Source organism: Burkholderia sp. Nafp2/4-1b (genome assembly GCF_003635165.1).
In the GTDB taxonomy this organism is placed as follows: domain Bacteria; phylum Pseudomonadota; class Gammaproteobacteria; order Burkholderiales; family Burkholderiaceae; genus Burkholderia.
The window spans coordinates 1-15,817 of record NZ_ML058600.1; the positions used below are offsets into that span (position 1 = coordinate 1).

The following is a 15,817-nucleotide window of genomic DNA, read 5'->3' on the forward strand; positions in this document are numbered from 1 at the left end:
ATATGGAAAGGAATATCGTCTTGATGGGAATTTATTAAATTAAGTGAAAATACCGGCGCATAATAGGTTCCGGGTTTTCTGCCGCAAAGTAATAATTTGTTACGGCACTCGCCATTCCGAGAAACGCCAGTGCGGGACCGATTCCAGACGCACAAATAAAAAGCCGGACGACAAGTCCGGCTTCGGAAACGCGGCGCGGCGGAGGTCGTCAAAGCGGCACGTCGATCGCGCCGGCGCTGGCCGTGATCGCATTGGCACCGGGCGCCGTCGCGATCGGCGGCAGGTTCGCGCTCGTCAGTGCCGGTGCGGCGCCCGGCGTACCGCCGCGCGGCACCGTGCGGATCACTTGCGACGGCGGCAACGCGGCGCCGTTCTTCAGGTGCCGCCACATCAGGTTCAGCGCCTGCACGTTGTAGTAGTGGACCGGCACGAAGCGCGTGTCGAAGCCCGCCACGGGCAGGAACGCGTCGAAGTGCTGGCCGTTCGTCACCTCGTAGAACACGAGCTGGCTGCGGCCGCCTTCGCTGATGCTGTTCTGCGCCATGTACGCGCGCGACGCGTGGTTCACCGGCACGAGCGCATCGCTGCGGCCCTGCACGATGATCGCGGGCTTGCCCTGCAGGTTAGCGTTCACGCGCACGGCGTCGACGTTCGCCGGCATGTCGAGCATCCCGTTGGTCCACAGCTGGCGCAGGCACAGCGCGCCGGCGAAGCTCGCGTCGGGCGTCGCGAGCCGGTGATCGACGCCCGCGCCGGTGTTGAACACGAGGTTGATGCCGGCCGTCGGCGGCACGCCGTTGCCAAGCCCGAACACGGCCGGCATCGGCGACGTGGCAGGCGCCGCGACCGCGCCCGTCCCCGCGGCGGTGGTCGCGAAGCTGAAATTGCACAGGTTGTCGGTCACGCGCGAGCGCGTGTACGCATTCGCGTAGGTCACGGCGATCGCCGGAATCGCCTGCGAATCCCACATCGACGCCTGCAGCAGGTCGGAATCGGCGAGATAGCCGGCTGCATGCAGCTGCGCGAGCGCGTCGGCGGCCTGGCTTTGCGTGTCGGCGCCCGACACGAGGCCCGCCGCGGCGAGCGTCGCGCAGCGCTGCGTGCGGATCGACTGCGTGGTGGCGAGCGGCAGCCCGCTCAGGTACGGCTCGCCGGCGAGCGACGCGGCCGCGGCCGCGCACGGCTGCAGCAGGTTCGCGAGCGTCGCGTAGTCGGCCAGCGGCCGGCCGAACGACGGCACCGGCTGACCGCCCTCGCGCACGACCGCGTTCGCCGCGAGCCGCACGTTCACCTGCGGCTCGCCGACCACGACCGCGGTGATCCAGCGGCGCGTGTCCTGCTCGGCCGCCGCGAGCGCGGCGCCGCCGCCGTTGCTGACGGATGCCGCGATCGTCGTGATGTCGCCCGCGCGGTAGCGCACGCCGTGCTGCGAGCCGTCGAGCAGCGGGCCGAACTGTTCGTTGAGCGCCCAGTACGCGAATTCGACCGCCTGCAGCGTCGCGTGACCCCAGTCCTGCTCGGGATTCTGCTGCGAATGCGCGTGCTTGAACGCGTAGCGGTTCGGGAAGCGGCTGTTGAACGCGGCCAGGTCGCCGCTCGTCACGTTGGCGGTGAAGAGGCTGGCACTGCCGGCCAGCACCGCGTCGGCGAGCGTGCCGTCGATCAGCGTGATCGTGTCGGAGCCGAGCTCGTGCGCGCCGTTGCCGCCGCCCTTGTCGTTGTACGCGACCGCGCAACCGCGCTTCAGGCCCCATTCGCCGGCCGCCGAGATCGCGCCGTACACGCCGCGCGAGCCCGACGACGTCGCGGTGACGATGCACGGCTGCGCGGGATCGAAGCTCGCGGGCACCTGCACGAGCAGCGTCACGTTCTTGCGGCCGCTGCCGTCGTCGGAATACGCGAGATATTCGGTGCCGGGGATCTTGCCTTCGCCGAGCGTGTCGTTGCCGTCGAGATCGACGTTCGGCCCCCAGAAACGGCCGTAGCCGCCGTTCGCGCTCATGTCGACGAGCGCGCGGTAGTTCGACCAGATGGCGACGCGGCGCAATTCGGCGCTGGTCGGCCGGGATGGATTCGCGAACGCGGGTGCGGTCGCGGTGGCCAGGCCGGTCTTGCCGAGGCCGGCCGTCAGCAGGTCGTCGCTCGTGCCGTCATAGGCGGTCGTGCGCACGCTGCCGGACACGAAACCGGGTAGCCGGTTGCGCTCGCTCGATTCGTCGCCGTTGCAGGCGCCGAGCAACGTGACGGCGGCCAGTGCCGCGCCGACCAGAATCCGACTGCCCCACCCGTGCGTCGTCATAGCCGACCTCTCGATATCGATATCGTGATCGGTCCGCCGCCGCGTCGGGCGCGGCTCGCGGCCATCGGGAAAACGCCGGGTCGCCCCGCGTATTCCTTCCGAAGGAAGTGCCGTTCGAGGCATGCCCTGTCGGTCAACCTGCCCCGCGGGCACGCTGTGGTGCAAACGGGCCCCGGCATGCCGAGGCCCGCCTGAAAGCGGGCGCGGGCGACGCTGGTGCGCCGCTCGCCCGGCGTTATTGCTGCTGAACCGTCAGCTTGTTCGAGACCGACGTCACGCCCTTCACGCCCTTCGCCGCCTCTTCCGCCTTGTCGATCTGAGCCTGGTCGGGCACCGTGCCCTCCAGCGTGATCGCGCCGCCCTTCGAGCGCACGACGAGGCTCGACACGTCGATGCCGCCTGCCTTCGTGATTGCCTTGCGCACCGCGTAGCCGAGCTGGCGGTTCGCCTTCTTCGCGGTCTTGGCCGCCGCCTTCGGCGAGCTCGCTGCCGCGGCCGGCGCTTCGGTGGCCGCCGCATCGCTGGACTGCGCGTACACGCTGCCCGTCAGACAGGCCGCCACGGCCGCAACACCCAACGCTCTCAACACGATCGACTTCATGCTATCTCCTTGTAACTTCGGAACGGCCGTGCACAGTACGGCCGGACACCCCCAAAGGCAGCCGGCCCGCGCGCGAACGGGCGGGACGGCCGATGATTTCCACGGCGATGCGAGAGAGGCGACACGGGCCGGCGGCCGGCGCGCGCGAATGCGGGCCGGCCGGGCCGGACAGCCGCCGGCCGGACGCGCCCGGTCTCATTGCGTGCCGGGTCGCGCGCGAATCGGGCGCGGCTGCGTCGCACAATGTAATCCAGCGCCCGCCGAAGCGCAAAGCTTTTGACGCGCGGGCCCTCGCCCCTCCCCCGCCGCCGGCCGTCGCGGCCACCCGGGCAACCCCGCGCGAGCCGGCCGCCGACTCGCGCACGCCGCGGGAAACCGGGTACCATCGCCGCCAGAACATGCATCGCGTGCAGCGTCCTAGCGCGCCGTCATCGATGCGTCACGCCCGTGTCATCCGCCGACTTCATGAAGCCAGCCAGCCCCCGCCCGCCGCGCCGCATCCTCGCCCGCTTCGTCGCGGTGTCGTGGCGCGACCTCGCGCTGTCGATCGGCCCGACCGTGCTGCTCGCGGCCGGCGCGGTCTGGCTCGCGGTCAAGCTGATCCAGCCGGCGCCGCCGTCCACCCTTGCGATTTCGGCCGGCCCGCCCGGCAGCACGTACTGGAACGCCGCGCAGAAATACAAGACGATCCTCGCGAAGAACGGCGTCACGCTCGACGTCGAGTCGTCCGAAGGGTCCGCGCAGAACCTCGCGCGGCTGTCGAATCCGAAGGCGCCGGTGGACGTCGGCTTCGTGCAGAGCGGCATCGGCCCGAAGGAGCGCGACGAACACCTGATGTCGCTCGGCAGCATCGGCTACGTGCCGCTCGCGATCATGTACCGCGGCCCCGTCGTCGCGCGCCTGTCCGACTTCAAGGGCAAGCGCCTCGCGCTCGGCGCGGAAGGCAGCGGCGCCCGCGAGTTGAGCCTCGCGCTGCTGAAGATGAACGGCATCCTGCCGGGCGGCTCGACGGAACTGCTGCCGACCGCCGGCGAGGACGCCGCGACCGCACTGCTCGACGGCAAGATCGATGCCGCGTTCCTGTCCGGCGACTCGACCCAGATTCCGGTGATGGCGAAGCTGTTCCGCGCGCCCGGCGTGCACGTGTACTCGTTCACGCAGGCCGACGCGTACGCGCGGCGCTTTCCGTACCTGACCGCGATCACGCTGCCGATGGGCGTCTACGATCTCGGCCGCAACCTGCCGCCCGCCGACATCCATACGGTCGCGCCGACCATCGAGCTGGTCGCCCGCGACTCGCTGCACCCCGCGCTGTCCGACCTGCTGATCGAAGCCGCGCGCGAAGTGCACGGCCACGCGACGATCCTGCAGCACGCGGGCGAATTCCCGTCGCCCGTCACGCGCGGCTTCCCGCTGTCGGACGACGCGGCGCGCTATTACAAGTCCGGCAAGACCTTCCTGTACCGGCGGCTGCCGTTCTGGGTCGCGAGCCTCGTCGACCGGCTGCTCGTCGTGGTGGTGCCGCTGATCGTCGTGCTGATCCCCGGGCTGCGCCTCGTGCCGTCGCTGTACGGCTGGCGCGTGCGCTCGCGCATCTATCGCTGGTACGGCGCGCTGATCGCCCTCGAGCGCCGTGCGCTCGGCGAGCACACGGCCGACGAACGCATCCAGCTGCTCAACGAGCTCGACGACATCGAGGAAGCCGTGAACCGGATGAAGATGCCGCTCGCGTACGCCGGGCAGTTCTACGTGCTGCGCGAGCACATCGGCTTCGTGCGCGAGCGGCTGACCGCGCACGACCACGACGTCGCCGCGGCAACGGCGGTCACGCCGGGCGCCGGCGCCGCGGCGCACACCGACGTTGCACCGCAACCAAACGGCGAGCCCCCTCGGGCGACTCCCGGTTCCGCGTGAGCGGCCAATCCGCGATCATTGCTGCATCCGCGCGCCACCGCGTAACATGAAGGCCGCCGCCAGGCGCGCACGCCCCACCCTCTGGAGATCGCCATGACAACCGGCCTCGACACCGCCCAACCCGCCTGGTTCTACGACTTCGTGTCGCCGTTCTCCTACCTGCTGCTGGAGCAGCACGACAAGTGGCCGGACATGCCGTTCGAACCCGTCGCGGTATCGCTGCCCGACCTGCAGCGCCACTGGGGGCAACGTTCGAGCGCCGACGTGCCGGCCAAGCGCGTGTTCACGTACCGCCACGCGCTGTTTCGCGCCGAACAGCTCGGCATCCGCTTCAAGATGCCACCCGCGCATCCGTTCGACTCCGACAAGGTGCTGCGCCTCGCGATCGCGCTGCGCGCCGACATCGCGACGGTGTTGGAAATGTTCCGCTTCATCTGGCACGACGGCAACGATCCATCGACGCCCGACGGCTTCGCCGCCCTGTGCAAACGCGTGGGCGTGAACCACGGCAACGAGCTGATCGAATTCGAGGAAACGAGCGCGCAGTTGCGCCGCAACACCGACGATGCGATCGCGCTCGGCGTGTTCGGCGTGCCGACCTTCTGGATGAACCAGCAACTGTTCTGGGGCGAGGACGCGCTGCCGATGGTGCTGTACTGTGCGCGCACGCCGAACTGGCTCGAGTCGCGCGAGGTCAAGCGGATCAGCGCGCTCGCCAAAGGGCGCGCGTGATGGCCGGTATCACGCACGCGAACGCGCGGCTGCGGTAAGGTTACGCGTCCCCCGAATCACCCATTTCCGATGGAAGACGACGACCGTACCGCCTCGCTCGACATCTGGCTCGTGCGCGTGTTGCGCACGCTGCTGCTCGAGCGCAGCGTCACGCAAACCGCGCTGCGGCTGAACCAGACCCAGCCCGCGATCAGCACCGCGCTGCGCAAGCTGCGCGAGACGCTGAACGACCCGATACTCGTGCGCGGCAAATCCGGGATGGTGCCGACCGAATACGGCACATCGCTGCTCGGCGCCGCGTCGCGCGCGCTGCGCGAGGTCGACTTCATCGCGACGCCGCACGGCGACTTCGATCCGTCGTCCGCGCGACGCACGTTCCGCGTCGCCGCGCCCGACTACCTGAACGATTTCTTCATGCCGACGCTGATCGAGCGCTTTCGCGACGCGGCGCCGCATGCGCATCTGGAAATCGATTCGCTGAATCCCGCGCTCGATCATGCGGAAGCGCTCGAATCGGGCGCGCTCGACCTCGTGATCGGCAACTGGCCGAAGCCCGACCCGCGGTTCGCGCGCCAGGACCTGTTCTCCGACACGATCGTCTGCCTGATGCGCGACGCGCATCCGCTCGCACGCGAACCGCTGACGCGCGAAGCGTACGCAGCGGCCGCGCATGTCGCGCCGACGCCGTACACCGGCGACAAGCGCAACGCGATCGAGATCGGCCTCGCCCGCGCGCGCCTCACGCGACGGATCGTGACGACGCTGCCGTACTTCGGCATCGTGCCGCAGGTGCTGCTGCAGTCGGACCTGATCTTCACGACGACGCGCCGCTTCGCGACGCACTATGCGCAGCTGCTGCCGCTCGTCGTCGTCACGCCGCCGGTGCCGTTTCCGCGCATCAAGAGCTACCTGCTCACGCACCCGCAGCCCGATCGCCCGACCGACATCGCGTGGCTGTGCGCGCTGATGCAGAACGTGTCCGACGAGCTGACGGCCGCACGCGGGCGCAGGCGGTAAAGCGGCACTGAGAGGCGACACTGAAGCGGCACTGACGCCGCGCCGACCCTTCGCACGACGGCCCGCGCGCGTTCACGTCGTCCCGCCGCTCAGGCTGTGCAGAACGTTTCCTGAAGATGGGTCCAGCGCACGACGCCTGCCGCGTCGCGCGCGAACACGGCCGTCGCGCGACGCGCGGGCAATTCGCCCGACGCCGCGTGCTGCGCTTCGAGATAGGTGAGCACCGCATGCGACGCGCCGGCCGCGAGCACGCGGATATCCGACAGCGCGATGCGCAGCCCCGGCTTCGCACCGCAGAGCGTCGCGAACAGCGCGTGCGTGCCGTCGCGGTCGAGCACGCGACCGTCGGTCATGATCATCGTGAATTCGGCGGAAAAAGGCGCGAGCAGCGCAGCGAGCGCCGCGGGTGCGGTATCGGCGCCGGCGAGCCAGCGTTCGATGGCGACGACGCTCGCATCGAGCGCGTCGAGATAGACCTCATGATCGGACATGGCGCGTGCATGAAATACGCGCGGCCCGATGCCGCGCGCTCCGTGCAGTGTAGGCAAAAACGCACCGGCGCGCGTCGCGCGCAACGGTTGCGGGTTGCTAGCGCGCGCAGCTCACGTCGTCGCGCACGCGCCCGGCCGCCGCGGCCTTCGCATCGGCAACCGGCATCCCCGAGCGCGCCTGCAGCAATTCCGCGCAGACGGCCACCGCGATCGCGCCGGGCACCTTGTCGACGATGCCGGCGACGCCGATCGGACACACCATCTCCACGAGCCGCGCCGGATCGACGCCGCGCGCGGCGAGCCGGCGCTCGAACTTCACGCGCTTCGTGCGCGAACCGATCATCCCGAAGTACGCGAAGTCGCGCCGCCGCATGATCTGCGCGGCGAGCGAGAAGTCGAGCGCATGGTTGTGCGTCATCACGAGGAAGTACGCGCCGGGCGGCGCCGCATCGACAATCGCTTCCGGTATGTCGGTCGGCTCCGGCTGCACGTTCGGCGGACATTCGTCCGGGAACAGCTCGTCGCGTGTGTCGACCCACTGCACGACGCACGGCAATGCGCCGAGCAGCGTGACGAGCGCGTGGCCGACGTGCCCCGCGCCGAACAGCACGATGTGCATCGGCGGCGGCGTGGCGCTCGCGCGGTTGCGCTGGCCGGTGCCCGGCGCGAACGGCTGAAGCTGCGACGGCGCGCTGCCGCACGCGCCGTTGCATCCGGCGGCGCGCGCCTGCGACGCGGCGCGCGGCGAACGAGCGGGGCCGTTCATGCCGGCCTCCGCCGCGCCGTCCCGACGAGGCTGACCGCCCCGTCGGGGTCCGCGCACCAAGCGAGCGTAGAGTGGCCGTTCATCTCAGCCTGCCCGCGCGGTGCGCGCCGCACGTACCGCATTCACCGCGCGCAGGATCGACTCGCCGGTAGCCGGCCCGTCGAGCGGCGGATTCACCTGGTAGTCGCCGACCGCGGCCACCGCATCGCGCACCGCGAAGAACACCGAGAACGGCAGCAGCAGCGGCGGCTCGCCGACGGCCTTCGAGCGATGGATGCTGTCCTCGACGTTGCGGTTCTGGAACAGCCGCACGTTGAACTCGGGCGGCGTGTCGTTGACGGTCGGGATCTTGTACGTGGACGGCGCGTGCGTCATCAGCTTGCCGCCCGCGTTCCACCACAGCTCCTCGGTCGTGAGCCAGCCCATCCCCTGGATGAACGCGCCTTCGACCTGGCCGATGTCGATCGCCGGGTTCAGCGACGCGCCGACGTCGTGCAGCGCATCGACGCGCAGCGTGCGCATCTCGCCCGTCAGCGTATCGATCACGACTTCCGACACGGCCGCGCCGTACGAGTAGTAGTAGAACGGCCGGCCTTGCAGCTTCGACTGGTCCCAATGCAGCTTCGGCGTCGCATAGAAACCGTCGGACCACAACTGCACGCGCGCGAGATACGCCTTCGCGATCACTTCGCCGAACGGCACGCTCGCGCCGCCGACCCACACGAAGTCGTTGCCGAACTTCACGTCGGCCGCATCGACCTTGCCGTCGCCGAACTGCTTCGCCGCGAACGCCGCGAGCCGCTCGCGCAGCTGCCGCGCCGCATCCTGCGCGGCCTTGCCGTTCAGGTCGGAGCCGGTCGACGCAGCGGTCGCGGACGTGTTCGCGACCTTGCTGGTATCGGTCGCCGTCACGCGGATCCGGCCGAAACGGATGCCGAGCTCGTGCGCGACGACCTGCGCGACCTTCGTGTTGAGCCCCTGCCCCATCTCCGTGCCGCCGTGGTTCACGAGCACCGAGCCGTCGGTATAGATGTGCACCAGCGCGCCGGCCTGGTTGAAGTGCGTGACGTTGAACGCGATGCCGAACTTCACCGGCGTGAGCGCAATGCCCTTCTTCAGCACCGTGTTGCGCGCGTTGAATTCGCGCACGCCCGCACGCCGTGCGCGGTAGTCGCTGGTCGTCTCGAGTTCGCCGAGCAACTCCTGCAGCACGTTGTCCTCGACGGTCTGCCCGTAAGGCGTCACGTTGCGTTCGGTCTTGCCGTACAGGTTCGCGTAGCGCACGTCGAGCGGATCGCGGCCGAGCGAACGCGCGATGTCGTCGAGGATGTACTCGATCGCGAACGCGCCCTGCGGGCCGCCGAAGCCGCGGAACGCGGTGTTCGACTGCGTGTTGGTCTTGCCGCAGTAGCCGGCGATGTCGACGTCGCCGAGCCAGTACGCGTTGTCGAAGTGGCACACCGCGCGCGTCATCACCGGGCCCGACAGGTCGGCCGAGAAGCCGCAGCGCGACGTCATGTCGAGCGCGACGCCGTCGATGCGGCCGTCGTCGTCGTAGCCGACGTCGAAGCGGTAATGGAAGTCGTGCCGCTTGCCGGTGATCATCATGTCGTCGTCGCGGTCCGGACGCAGCTTCACCGGGCACAGCAGCTTCCACGCGGCGAGCGCCGCGCAGCACGCGAACAGGCCCGACTGCGATTCCTTGCCGCCGAACCCGCCACCCATCCGGCGGCATTCGACCAGTACGTTGTGCGACGCCACGCCGAGCACGTGCGCGACGAGGTGCTGCATCTCGCTCGGGTGCTGCGTCGAGCAGTACACGTGCATCCCGTCGTCGTCCTTCGGCACCGCGTACGCGATCTGTCCTTCCAGGTAGAACTGCTCCTGGCCGCCGAGCAGCATCTCGCCCGACTCGCGGTGCGGCGCGGCGGCCAGCCGCGCGGCCGCATCGCCACGTGCGAGCTTCAGCGGCGGGATCACGTAGGTTTCGGCCTTGCGTGCTTCCTGTGCGGTGAGGATGGCGGGCAGCTCTTCATACTCGACCTGCGCGCGACGCGCGGCGAGCCGCGCGATGTCGTGCGACGTCGCGACGACGATGAACATCGGCTGGCCGACGAACTGCACGATGCCTTTGGCCAGGACCGGATCATCGTGGATGATCGGGCCGCAATCGTTGACGCCGGGAATATCGTCGGCCGTGAACACGGCGACGACGCCAGGCGTCGCACGCACCGCGTCGAAGTTCATCGACACGATCTTCGCGTGCGGCTTCGCCGACAACCCGAGCGCCGCGTGCAGCGTGCCGGCGACGAGCGGGATGTCGTCGGTGTAGGTCGCGCGGCCGCTCACGTGCAGATGGGCGGATTCGTGCGCGCGCGACACGTGCACCTGCGCGGCGTCGGCCTGCGCGTCGAGGGTGCTCAGGAACGGTTCTGCTTGCTGGTTCATGTTCGGTGTTCTCCGTCGTCAGACGCGCGCCGCGTCGTTGGCAACTTCGGCGCCTGCTTCGGCGGCCACTTCGCGCACGTTCAGCGCTTGCGGCGGCAGCGGGTCGTGCGGGCGCGTCTCCAGCCAGAAGCGATACATCAGGTTCTTCGCGGTATCGAGGCGATACGCGCTCGTCGCACGCATGTCGGACAGCGGCTGGTAGTCGCGCTCGAGCGCCTGCATCGCGGCCTGCGCGGTGGCTTCGTGCCACTGCGCGCCATCGAGCACGGCTTCCGTCTGGGTCGCGCGCTTCGGCGTCGCGGCCATCCCGCCGAACGCGATGCGCGGCTCGCGGATCAGCTCGCCGTCCGCGATGAACGCGAAGGCCGCGCACACCGCCGAGATGTCGGAGTCGAACCGCTTCGACAGCTTGTACGTGCGGAATTGCAGCTTCGCGCGCGCGCCGGTGCGGTTCGGCACCTTCACGCCGACGACGAATTCATGCGGCGCCATGTCCTTTTGCTGATAGCCGGTGTAGAGCGCCTCGAGCGGCAGCTCGCGCACCGTGTCGCCGCCGCGCAGCACGACGCGTGCGCCGAGCGCGATCAGGCCCGGCATCGAGTCGCCGATCGGCGAGCCGTTCGCGACGTTGCCGCCGATCGTCCCCGCGTTGCGGATCGGCACCGACGCGAAGCGCTTCCACATTTCGGTGAGTTCCGGATACGTGCCGGCCAGTGCCGCATAGCCCTTTTCGACCGTCACGCCCGCGCCGATCTCGATCCAGTCGTCGCCGTGCACGACCTGCTGCAGTTCGGCGATCTGGCCGACGTAGATCAGGTCGTCGAGGCGGCGCATCTGCTTGGTGACCCACAGGCCGATGTCGGTGCTGCCGGCGAGGATTCGCGCGTCCGGGCGCTGCGCCTTCAGTGCGGCCAGCGCGTCCAGCGTGCGCGGCGCCGCGAACTGCGCGCCGCCGGGGGTCGTGTACGCGAACGTGTCGTCACGCTTGAGCGATGCGAGCGTGCGGGCGAGTGCCGCCGTGTCGACCGGCGCCACGGGCTGCGGTGCGCCTTCGCCGGTCGCACCTTGGCCGGCCGCACCTTGGCCGGCCGCGCCTTCGCCGGCCGCATCGAACATCCGTACCGCCGCGTCGACGATCGGCCGGTAACCGGTGCAGCGGCACAGGTTGCCGGTCAGCGCATCGGCGATCTCGGTGCGCGTCGGCACGTGCTTCGCCTTCGCGCACGCGCTGCCGCAGCCTTCGTGACCGTGCTTCTCGTACAGCGCCCACATCGACATCACGAAGCCGGGCGTGCAGAACCCGCATTGCGAGCCGTGGCAATCGACCATCGCCTGCTGCACCGGGTGCAGCGAACCGTCCGGCTGGCGCAGGTCTTCGACCGTCAGCAGCGCCTTGCCGTCGAGCGTCGGCAGGAACTGGATGCACGCATTGACGGCCTTGAACTCGACCGCGCCCGTGTCGGTCAGCTCGCCGACGACGACCGTGCACGCGCCGCAGTCGCCTTCCGCGCAGCCTTCCTTGGTGCCGGTGCAGTGCGCATCCTCGCGCAGATACTGCAGCACGGTGCGGGTGACGTCCGCGCCGCTGACTTCGCGGACCGCGTGACGATGGTAGAAGCGGATCGGCTCACTCATGTCTCTATCATTCTTCAAGGGGGGCAAGGCGGCCTGCGCCCGGGGCGCTCGACCGTCGTTTCTCTGACAGTTTGCACGCTATCACCATCAAATTCCCCAACCCATAGTTCATCACGCATGGGGCCCATATAACTGCCGCGATATGCGCGTCAGGGTCGTGCGGCAGTCTTCCGAAGCGTTGGCTGGCTTGGGTTCGGCGCGTGCGCGAGCCGATCCGTCCGCGCGCCGTCACGGATAAAACGGGGCGCGATTAACTAAACGGTCCCTGCGGGAAAACCGGTTCCATGGGAAAATCCCGATTCCGTTTTCCGCCAATTTCCGTTCCGTTTCGCTCATTCGTTCCGACCCCATGTCAACCGATTCCGCCACACCGCCGCGCAGCGGCGTTGCCGTCACGCTGCAAATCGTGTCCGTCGTCTGCTTCACGTTCATCTGCTACCTGACCATCGGCCTGCCGCTCGCGGTGCTGCCAGGCTTCGTTCACGACGAACTCGGCTTTTCGGCGATCGTCGCGGGTGGTGCGATCAGCGTCCAGTATTTCGCGACGCTCGCGTCGCGCCCGCTCGCCGGGCGCCTCGCCGATACGCTCGGGCCGAAGCAGACGGTGCTGCGCGGGCTGATCGGCTGCGGCGTGTCGGGGGTGCTGCTGCTCGTCGCGCTGCTGCTTGCTCATTGGCCGGTCGCGAGCCTCGTGCTGCTGGTCGCGAGCCGGCTCGTGCTCGGCGTCGGCGAAAGCCTGTGCGGCACCGGCGCGATCCTCTGGGGCATCGGCCGGGTCGGCGTCGCGCACAACGCGAAGGTGATCTCGTGGAACGGCATCGCGACCTACGGCGCGCTCGCGCTCGGCGCGCCGGTCGGCGTTGCGATCGCGCATACGCTGAATCCGGCGCTGATCGGCGTGATCGTGATCGCGCTCGCCGCGCTCGGCTTCTACCTCGCCCGCCTGATCGATCCGGTGCCGCTCGTGCACGGCGAGCGGATGTCGTATGCGAGCGTGTTCACGCGCGTGCTGCCGCACGGCCTCGGCCTCGCGCTCGGCTCGGCCGGCTTCGGCTCGATCGCGACCTTCGTCACGCTGTACTACGCGGCGCGCCACTGGCCGAACGCCGCGCTGTCGCTGACCGTGTTCGGCACGCTGTTCATCGGCGCGCGCCTGCTGTTCGCGAACACGATCAAGACCTACGGCGGCTTCCGCGTCGCGATCGTGTCGTTCGCGTTCGAGTGCTCGGGCCTCGTGCTGCTGTGGCTCGCGCCCGTGCCGCACGTCGCGCTCGTCGGCGCCGCGCTGACCGGCTTCGGCTTCGCGCTGATCTTCCCGGCGCTCGGCGTCGAGGCCGTCGCGCTGGTGCCGCCGGCCAGCCGCGGCGCGGCGCTGTCCGCGTATTCGGTGTTTCTCGACCTGTCGCTCGGCATCACCGGCCCGCTCGCCGGCTATGTGGCCGGTGCGTTCGGCTATCCGCAGGTGTTCCTGTTCGCGGCGGTGGCCGCGGCTGGCGGCGTCGCGCTGTCGATGCTGCTGTACCAGCGGCAGGCGCGGGTCGCGGGGAGCGGCGCGGCGGCGTGAGCGTGTCGTGCGGGATGCGGTTCAACGCGGCTCAGCGCAGCAACACGTTGAAGTCCCGCAATACGTGAACCGCGTGCGGATGACGCCGAAACGGAACGGCATCCTTGAGAGTTTGGGTGCGGCACGATCGAAGAGCACGAGTGCCTCCGACGTGTTGAGATGCCGGGACATGTATAGAAAGCCGTCGACCCGGCGATGATGCCGGTGGATGGCAAGCGACCACTGCTGCGGAACGTCGTACGGCACGGTGGTCGACAACGCGCCGTCGCCGCCCAGGTTTTTTAACGGCAACCCATGCAGGACGGCCACGTTCAGCGGCGCGCCATCAAACGACAGGACATAGCGATCGAGTTCGGTCGTCACGAGCGGAAAGCCGCCCAGCGCGAGATCGGCGACTTCATCATGCAGCACGGTTTCGGCGAACGCGCAATGCAGATCGAAACCGAAATAGCTGGTGCCGTACCGTCGCCGCTTGCGCGAATCGTCGAAGCGATTGCCGCCCGACTTGCCGAAATACGGCTCGCCTGTCGCGAATCGCGAGATGCGCACGAGCGCGGCCGGCGCAACTTCGCGAGTCACCAGCGTCGCGCTCGCGAAATGTTCCCCTGGCGCTGCAAGCAAATGCGCCCCCTAGCGTTCGGCGAACGCCATGGCGGCGCGCTCGACTTCATCGAGCTTTCCGCGTGACAGCGCGACGAGCGGCGTAACGTTGCCCAGCGATGCCTTCCGCGTCGTGAAGAACTGCCATTTGCTCCATCCCGGCAAACTGCCGAGACATTGCGTCACCCTGCCCAACGTCTTGCGATCGATGTCTCCCGCCAGATAGAAGGCCGGATAGTACTGTGCGGTGCCGACATCGACCGCGAAGATCCGGCCGGACGCCACCGCCTTGCTGAGTGCCTGTCGCGTCATGCCGAGGCCGGCCCAGATCTGTGCCGCGGGCAGCAGCTTGCCCTGCGCGACCAGCACGCGCCGCTCCGTCTGCGCGTGGCGCTCCAGATCAGCGATGGCGACGTCTGCCGGCGCGGCCGCCCCGCGCTTCTTCCCGCTGGACGGCTTCCTGTCGCGCGTCGCGGCAGCCGCAATGCCGAACGTGATCGTGCCGGCCAGATCGATGACCTGCGCGATGCCGACCTTGAACAGGTGGCCCAGTTGCTCGTCCGACAGCCTCAGCAGCGCACGGGCGCGATCGGGGCCGAGCATGGTTGCGGCGCCGACGGCACTGCGCAGCGCCTCCTCGGTCTCGACATCGAGAATTGCATCCGCGCCTTCAAGCGCATGAGCGTGCGTGACCATCCTGCCCTCCTGACCCAACCGGAGGAATCAGCCTAGCCCCGATTCGAAACCAAGTCAACCACGTCAACCATTCCGAATGATCGCGGGCCATACCCTGTAGCGACCCGCGTGACCCCCGGCTCAAGCCGCCCGCAGAAACAACCGGCGCGTCAAATCGAACGCCACCAGATTCCCGGCCAGCACGAGCAGCAGCCCGATCACCGCGAGCGGCGACCACTCGTAGCCTTCGAAGACCGTCGACACCGCCAGCGCAACGATCGGGAACAGCACCGTGCAGTACGCGGCGCGCTCCGGCCCGATCCTCCCGACGAGCGTCAGATACGCGGTGAAGCCGATCACCGAGCCCGGCACCGCCAGATAGATGAGCGCACCGAGATAACGCGGGCTCGGATCGATCGTGAACGGCAGCCCGGCCACCGCGCTGCCGACGGTCAGGATCGCCGCGCCGATCAGCATCGCCCAGCCGTTGGTTGCGAGCGGGTGCAGGCCCATCGACTGCATCCGGCTCGACAGCAGGTTGCCGGCCGAGAAGCACATCGTGCCCGCGAACGCGATCGCGAGGCCCGTCCAGGTCGCGTGATCGTCGAGGTGGCCGGCCATCTGCTGCCAGAACAGGCATGCGATGCCGGTCAGCCCGAGCAGCGCGCCGGCGATCGCGGACGGCCGCAGCGGGCGGCCCATGAACAGCCGGCCATTGATCGAATTCAGCAGCGGCGCGGTCGAGAAGATCACCGCGACGAGGCCGCTCGGCACGACCTGCTCCGAGTAGTAGAAGCACAGGAAATTCAGGCAGAACAGCGCGAAGCCCTGCGCCACGAGATAGCGCCATGCTTTGCGCGGCGGCCAAACCGGCCGGCGCATCACGCGCAGCAGCGCGAACAGCACGGCGGCCGCGAGCCAGAAGCGCCACGCGATCGACACGGGCGGCGGCACGGCGCCGAGCTGCCACTTGATCGCGATCCAGGTGGTACCCCAGATCAGCACGGTGACGAAATAAAGCGACAGGTTCATGGCGGCAATGAAGCGAAGCGAGTGAAACGGACCCTGACTATGC

The 15,817-nt window shown here is 68.9% G+C and carries 13 protein-coding genes; 4 read left to right on the plus strand and 9 right to left on the minus strand.

Features of this window, described 5'->3' with window-relative positions; translation table 11 throughout:
• Nucleotides 1–208 precede the first annotated feature (208 nt).
• Together C7H84_RS07975 and C7H84_RS07980 are read right to left on the minus strand one after the other, a co-directional pair.
• Nucleotides 209–2,299 carry a D-(-)-3-hydroxybutyrate oligomer hydrolase gene (locus C7H84_RS07975; RefSeq protein ID WP_121858311.1) on the minus strand — a complete coding sequence of 697 codons (2,091 nt, stop codon included), beginning with the start codon at nt 2,297–2,299 and terminating at the stop codon, nt 209–211.
• A gap of 235 nt (nt 2,300–2,534) precedes the next feature.
• Nucleotides 2,535–2,900, minus strand: a complete 366-nt coding sequence (locus C7H84_RS07980) for a BON domain-containing protein (RefSeq protein ID WP_121858312.1) — start codon at nt 2,898–2,900, stop codon at nt 2,535–2,537.
• Nucleotides 2,901–3,365: 465 nt separating this feature from the next.
• Here C7H84_RS07980 and C7H84_RS07985 point away from each other — a divergent pair, with 465 nt between their 5' ends.
• The 3 genes from C7H84_RS07985 to C7H84_RS07995 all read left to right on the plus strand — a co-directional run bounded on the left by C7H84_RS07985 (nt 3,366) and on the right by C7H84_RS07995 (nt 6,563).
• Entirely contained in the window at nt 3,366–4,814 is a 1,449-nt protein-coding gene (locus tag C7H84_RS07985) for a TAXI family TRAP transporter solute-binding subunit (protein WP_121858313.1), read from the plus strand.
• A gap of 93 nt (nt 4,815–4,907) precedes the next feature.
• Complete coding sequence (locus C7H84_RS07990; RefSeq protein WP_121858314.1) at nt 4,908–5,546, plus strand: DsbA family protein; 639 nt, start codon at nt 4,908–4,910, stop codon at nt 5,544–5,546.
• 69 nt (nt 5,547–5,615) lie between these two features.
• Complete coding sequence (locus C7H84_RS07995; protein ID WP_121858315.1) at nt 5,616–6,563, plus strand: LysR family transcriptional regulator; 948 nt, start codon at nt 5,616–5,618, stop codon at nt 6,561–6,563.
• 89 nt (nt 6,564–6,652) lie between these two features.
• Here the strand turns inward: C7H84_RS07995 and C7H84_RS08000 are convergent, their stop codons facing one another.
• From C7H84_RS08000 to xdhA, 4 genes are all read right to left on the minus strand, one after another.
• On the minus strand, nt 6,653–7,054 hold the full coding sequence (locus C7H84_RS08000) for a polyketide cyclase (protein WP_121858316.1): 402 nt from the start codon (nt 7,052–7,054) through the stop codon (nt 6,653–6,655).
• Between the two features lie 97 nt (nt 7,055–7,151).
• Complete coding sequence (gene xdhC / locus C7H84_RS08005) at nt 7,152–7,820, minus strand: xanthine dehydrogenase accessory protein XdhC (RefSeq protein ID WP_121858317.1); 669 nt, start codon at nt 7,818–7,820, stop codon at nt 7,152–7,154.
• 84 nt (nt 7,821–7,904) lie between these two features.
• Nucleotides 7,905–10,268 (minus strand): xanthine dehydrogenase molybdopterin binding subunit, encoded by a 2,364-nt coding sequence (xdhB, locus tag C7H84_RS08010; protein ID WP_121858318.1) that lies wholly within the window; start codon nt 10,266–10,268, stop codon nt 7,905–7,907.
• Between the two features lie 18 nt (nt 10,269–10,286).
• Entirely contained in the window at nt 10,287–11,903 is a 1,617-nt protein-coding gene (xdhA, locus tag C7H84_RS08015; protein WP_121858319.1) for a xanthine dehydrogenase small subunit, read from the minus strand.
• 349 nt (nt 11,904–12,252) lie between these two features.
• Here xdhA and C7H84_RS08020 point away from each other — a divergent pair, with 349 nt between their 5' ends.
• Nucleotides 12,253–13,467, plus strand: a complete 1,215-nt coding sequence (locus C7H84_RS08020; RefSeq protein ID WP_121858320.1) for an MFS transporter — start codon at nt 12,253–12,255, stop codon at nt 13,465–13,467.
• A gap of 21 nt (nt 13,468–13,488) precedes the next feature.
• On the opposite strand, the gene C7H84_RS08025 is transcribed toward C7H84_RS08020, so the two are convergent.
• The 3 genes from C7H84_RS08025 to C7H84_RS08035 all read right to left on the minus strand — a co-directional run bounded on the left by C7H84_RS08025 (nt 13,489) and on the right by C7H84_RS08035 (nt 15,774).
• Nucleotides 13,489–14,046 (minus strand): RES family NAD+ phosphorylase, encoded by a 558-nt coding sequence (locus C7H84_RS08025; RefSeq protein ID WP_240462002.1) that lies wholly within the window; start codon nt 14,044–14,046, stop codon nt 13,489–13,491.
• 51 nt (nt 14,047–14,097) lie between these two features.
• A complete protein-coding gene (locus C7H84_RS08030) occupies nt 14,098–14,763 on the minus strand; it encodes a hypothetical protein (RefSeq protein WP_121858321.1) in 666 nt (221 codons plus the stop codon).
• Between the two features lie 120 nt (nt 14,764–14,883).
• The gene (locus C7H84_RS08035) at nt 14,884–15,774 is read right to left on the minus strand and encodes an EamA family transporter (protein ID WP_121858322.1); all 891 of its coding nucleotides are present in this window, start codon (nt 15,772–15,774) and stop codon (nt 14,884–14,886) included.
• Between the last annotated feature and the right edge of the window lie 43 nt (nt 15,775–15,817).

What these genes read in the sequence shown, in the direction of transcription:
- C7H84_RS07975 (WP_121858311.1), bottom strand. Translation starts at nt 2,299, where the DNA reads ATGACGACGCACGGGTGGGGCAGTCGGATTCTGGTCGGCGCGGCACTG.
- C7H84_RS07980 (WP_121858312.1), bottom strand. Translation starts at nt 2,900, where the DNA reads ATGAAGTCGATCGTGTTGAGAGCGTTGGGTGTTGCGGCCGTGGCGGCC.
- C7H84_RS07985 (WP_121858313.1), top strand. Translation starts at nt 3,366, where the DNA reads ATGAAGCCAGCCAGCCCCCGCCCGCCGCGCCGCATCCTCGCCCGCTTC.
- C7H84_RS07990 (WP_121858314.1), top strand. Translation starts at nt 4,908, where the DNA reads ATGACAACCGGCCTCGACACCGCCCAACCCGCCTGGTTCTACGACTTC.
- C7H84_RS07995 (WP_121858315.1), top strand. Translation starts at nt 5,616, where the DNA reads ATGGAAGACGACGACCGTACCGCCTCGCTCGACATCTGGCTCGTGCGC.
- C7H84_RS08000 (WP_121858316.1), bottom strand. Translation starts at nt 7,054, where the DNA reads ATGTCCGATCATGAGGTCTATCTCGACGCGCTCGATGCGAGCGTCGTC.
- xdhC (WP_121858317.1), bottom strand. Translation starts at nt 7,820, where the DNA reads ATGAACGGCCCCGCTCGTTCGCCGCGCGCCGCGTCGCAGGCGCGCGCC.
- xdhB (WP_121858318.1), bottom strand. Translation starts at nt 10,268, where the DNA reads ATGAACCAGCAAGCAGAACCGTTCCTGAGCACCCTCGACGCGCAGGCC.
- xdhA (WP_121858319.1), bottom strand. Translation starts at nt 11,903, where the DNA reads ATGAGTGAGCCGATCCGCTTCTACCATCGTCACGCGGTCCGCGAAGTC.
- C7H84_RS08020 (WP_121858320.1), top strand. Translation starts at nt 12,253, where the DNA reads ATGTCAACCGATTCCGCCACACCGCCGCGCAGCGGCGTTGCCGTCACG.
- C7H84_RS08030 (WP_121858321.1), bottom strand. Translation starts at nt 14,763, where the DNA reads ATGGTCACGCACGCTCATGCGCTTGAAGGCGCGGATGCAATTCTCGAT.
- C7H84_RS08035 (WP_121858322.1), bottom strand. Translation starts at nt 15,774, where the DNA reads ATGAACCTGTCGCTTTATTTCGTCACCGTGCTGATCTGGGGTACCACC.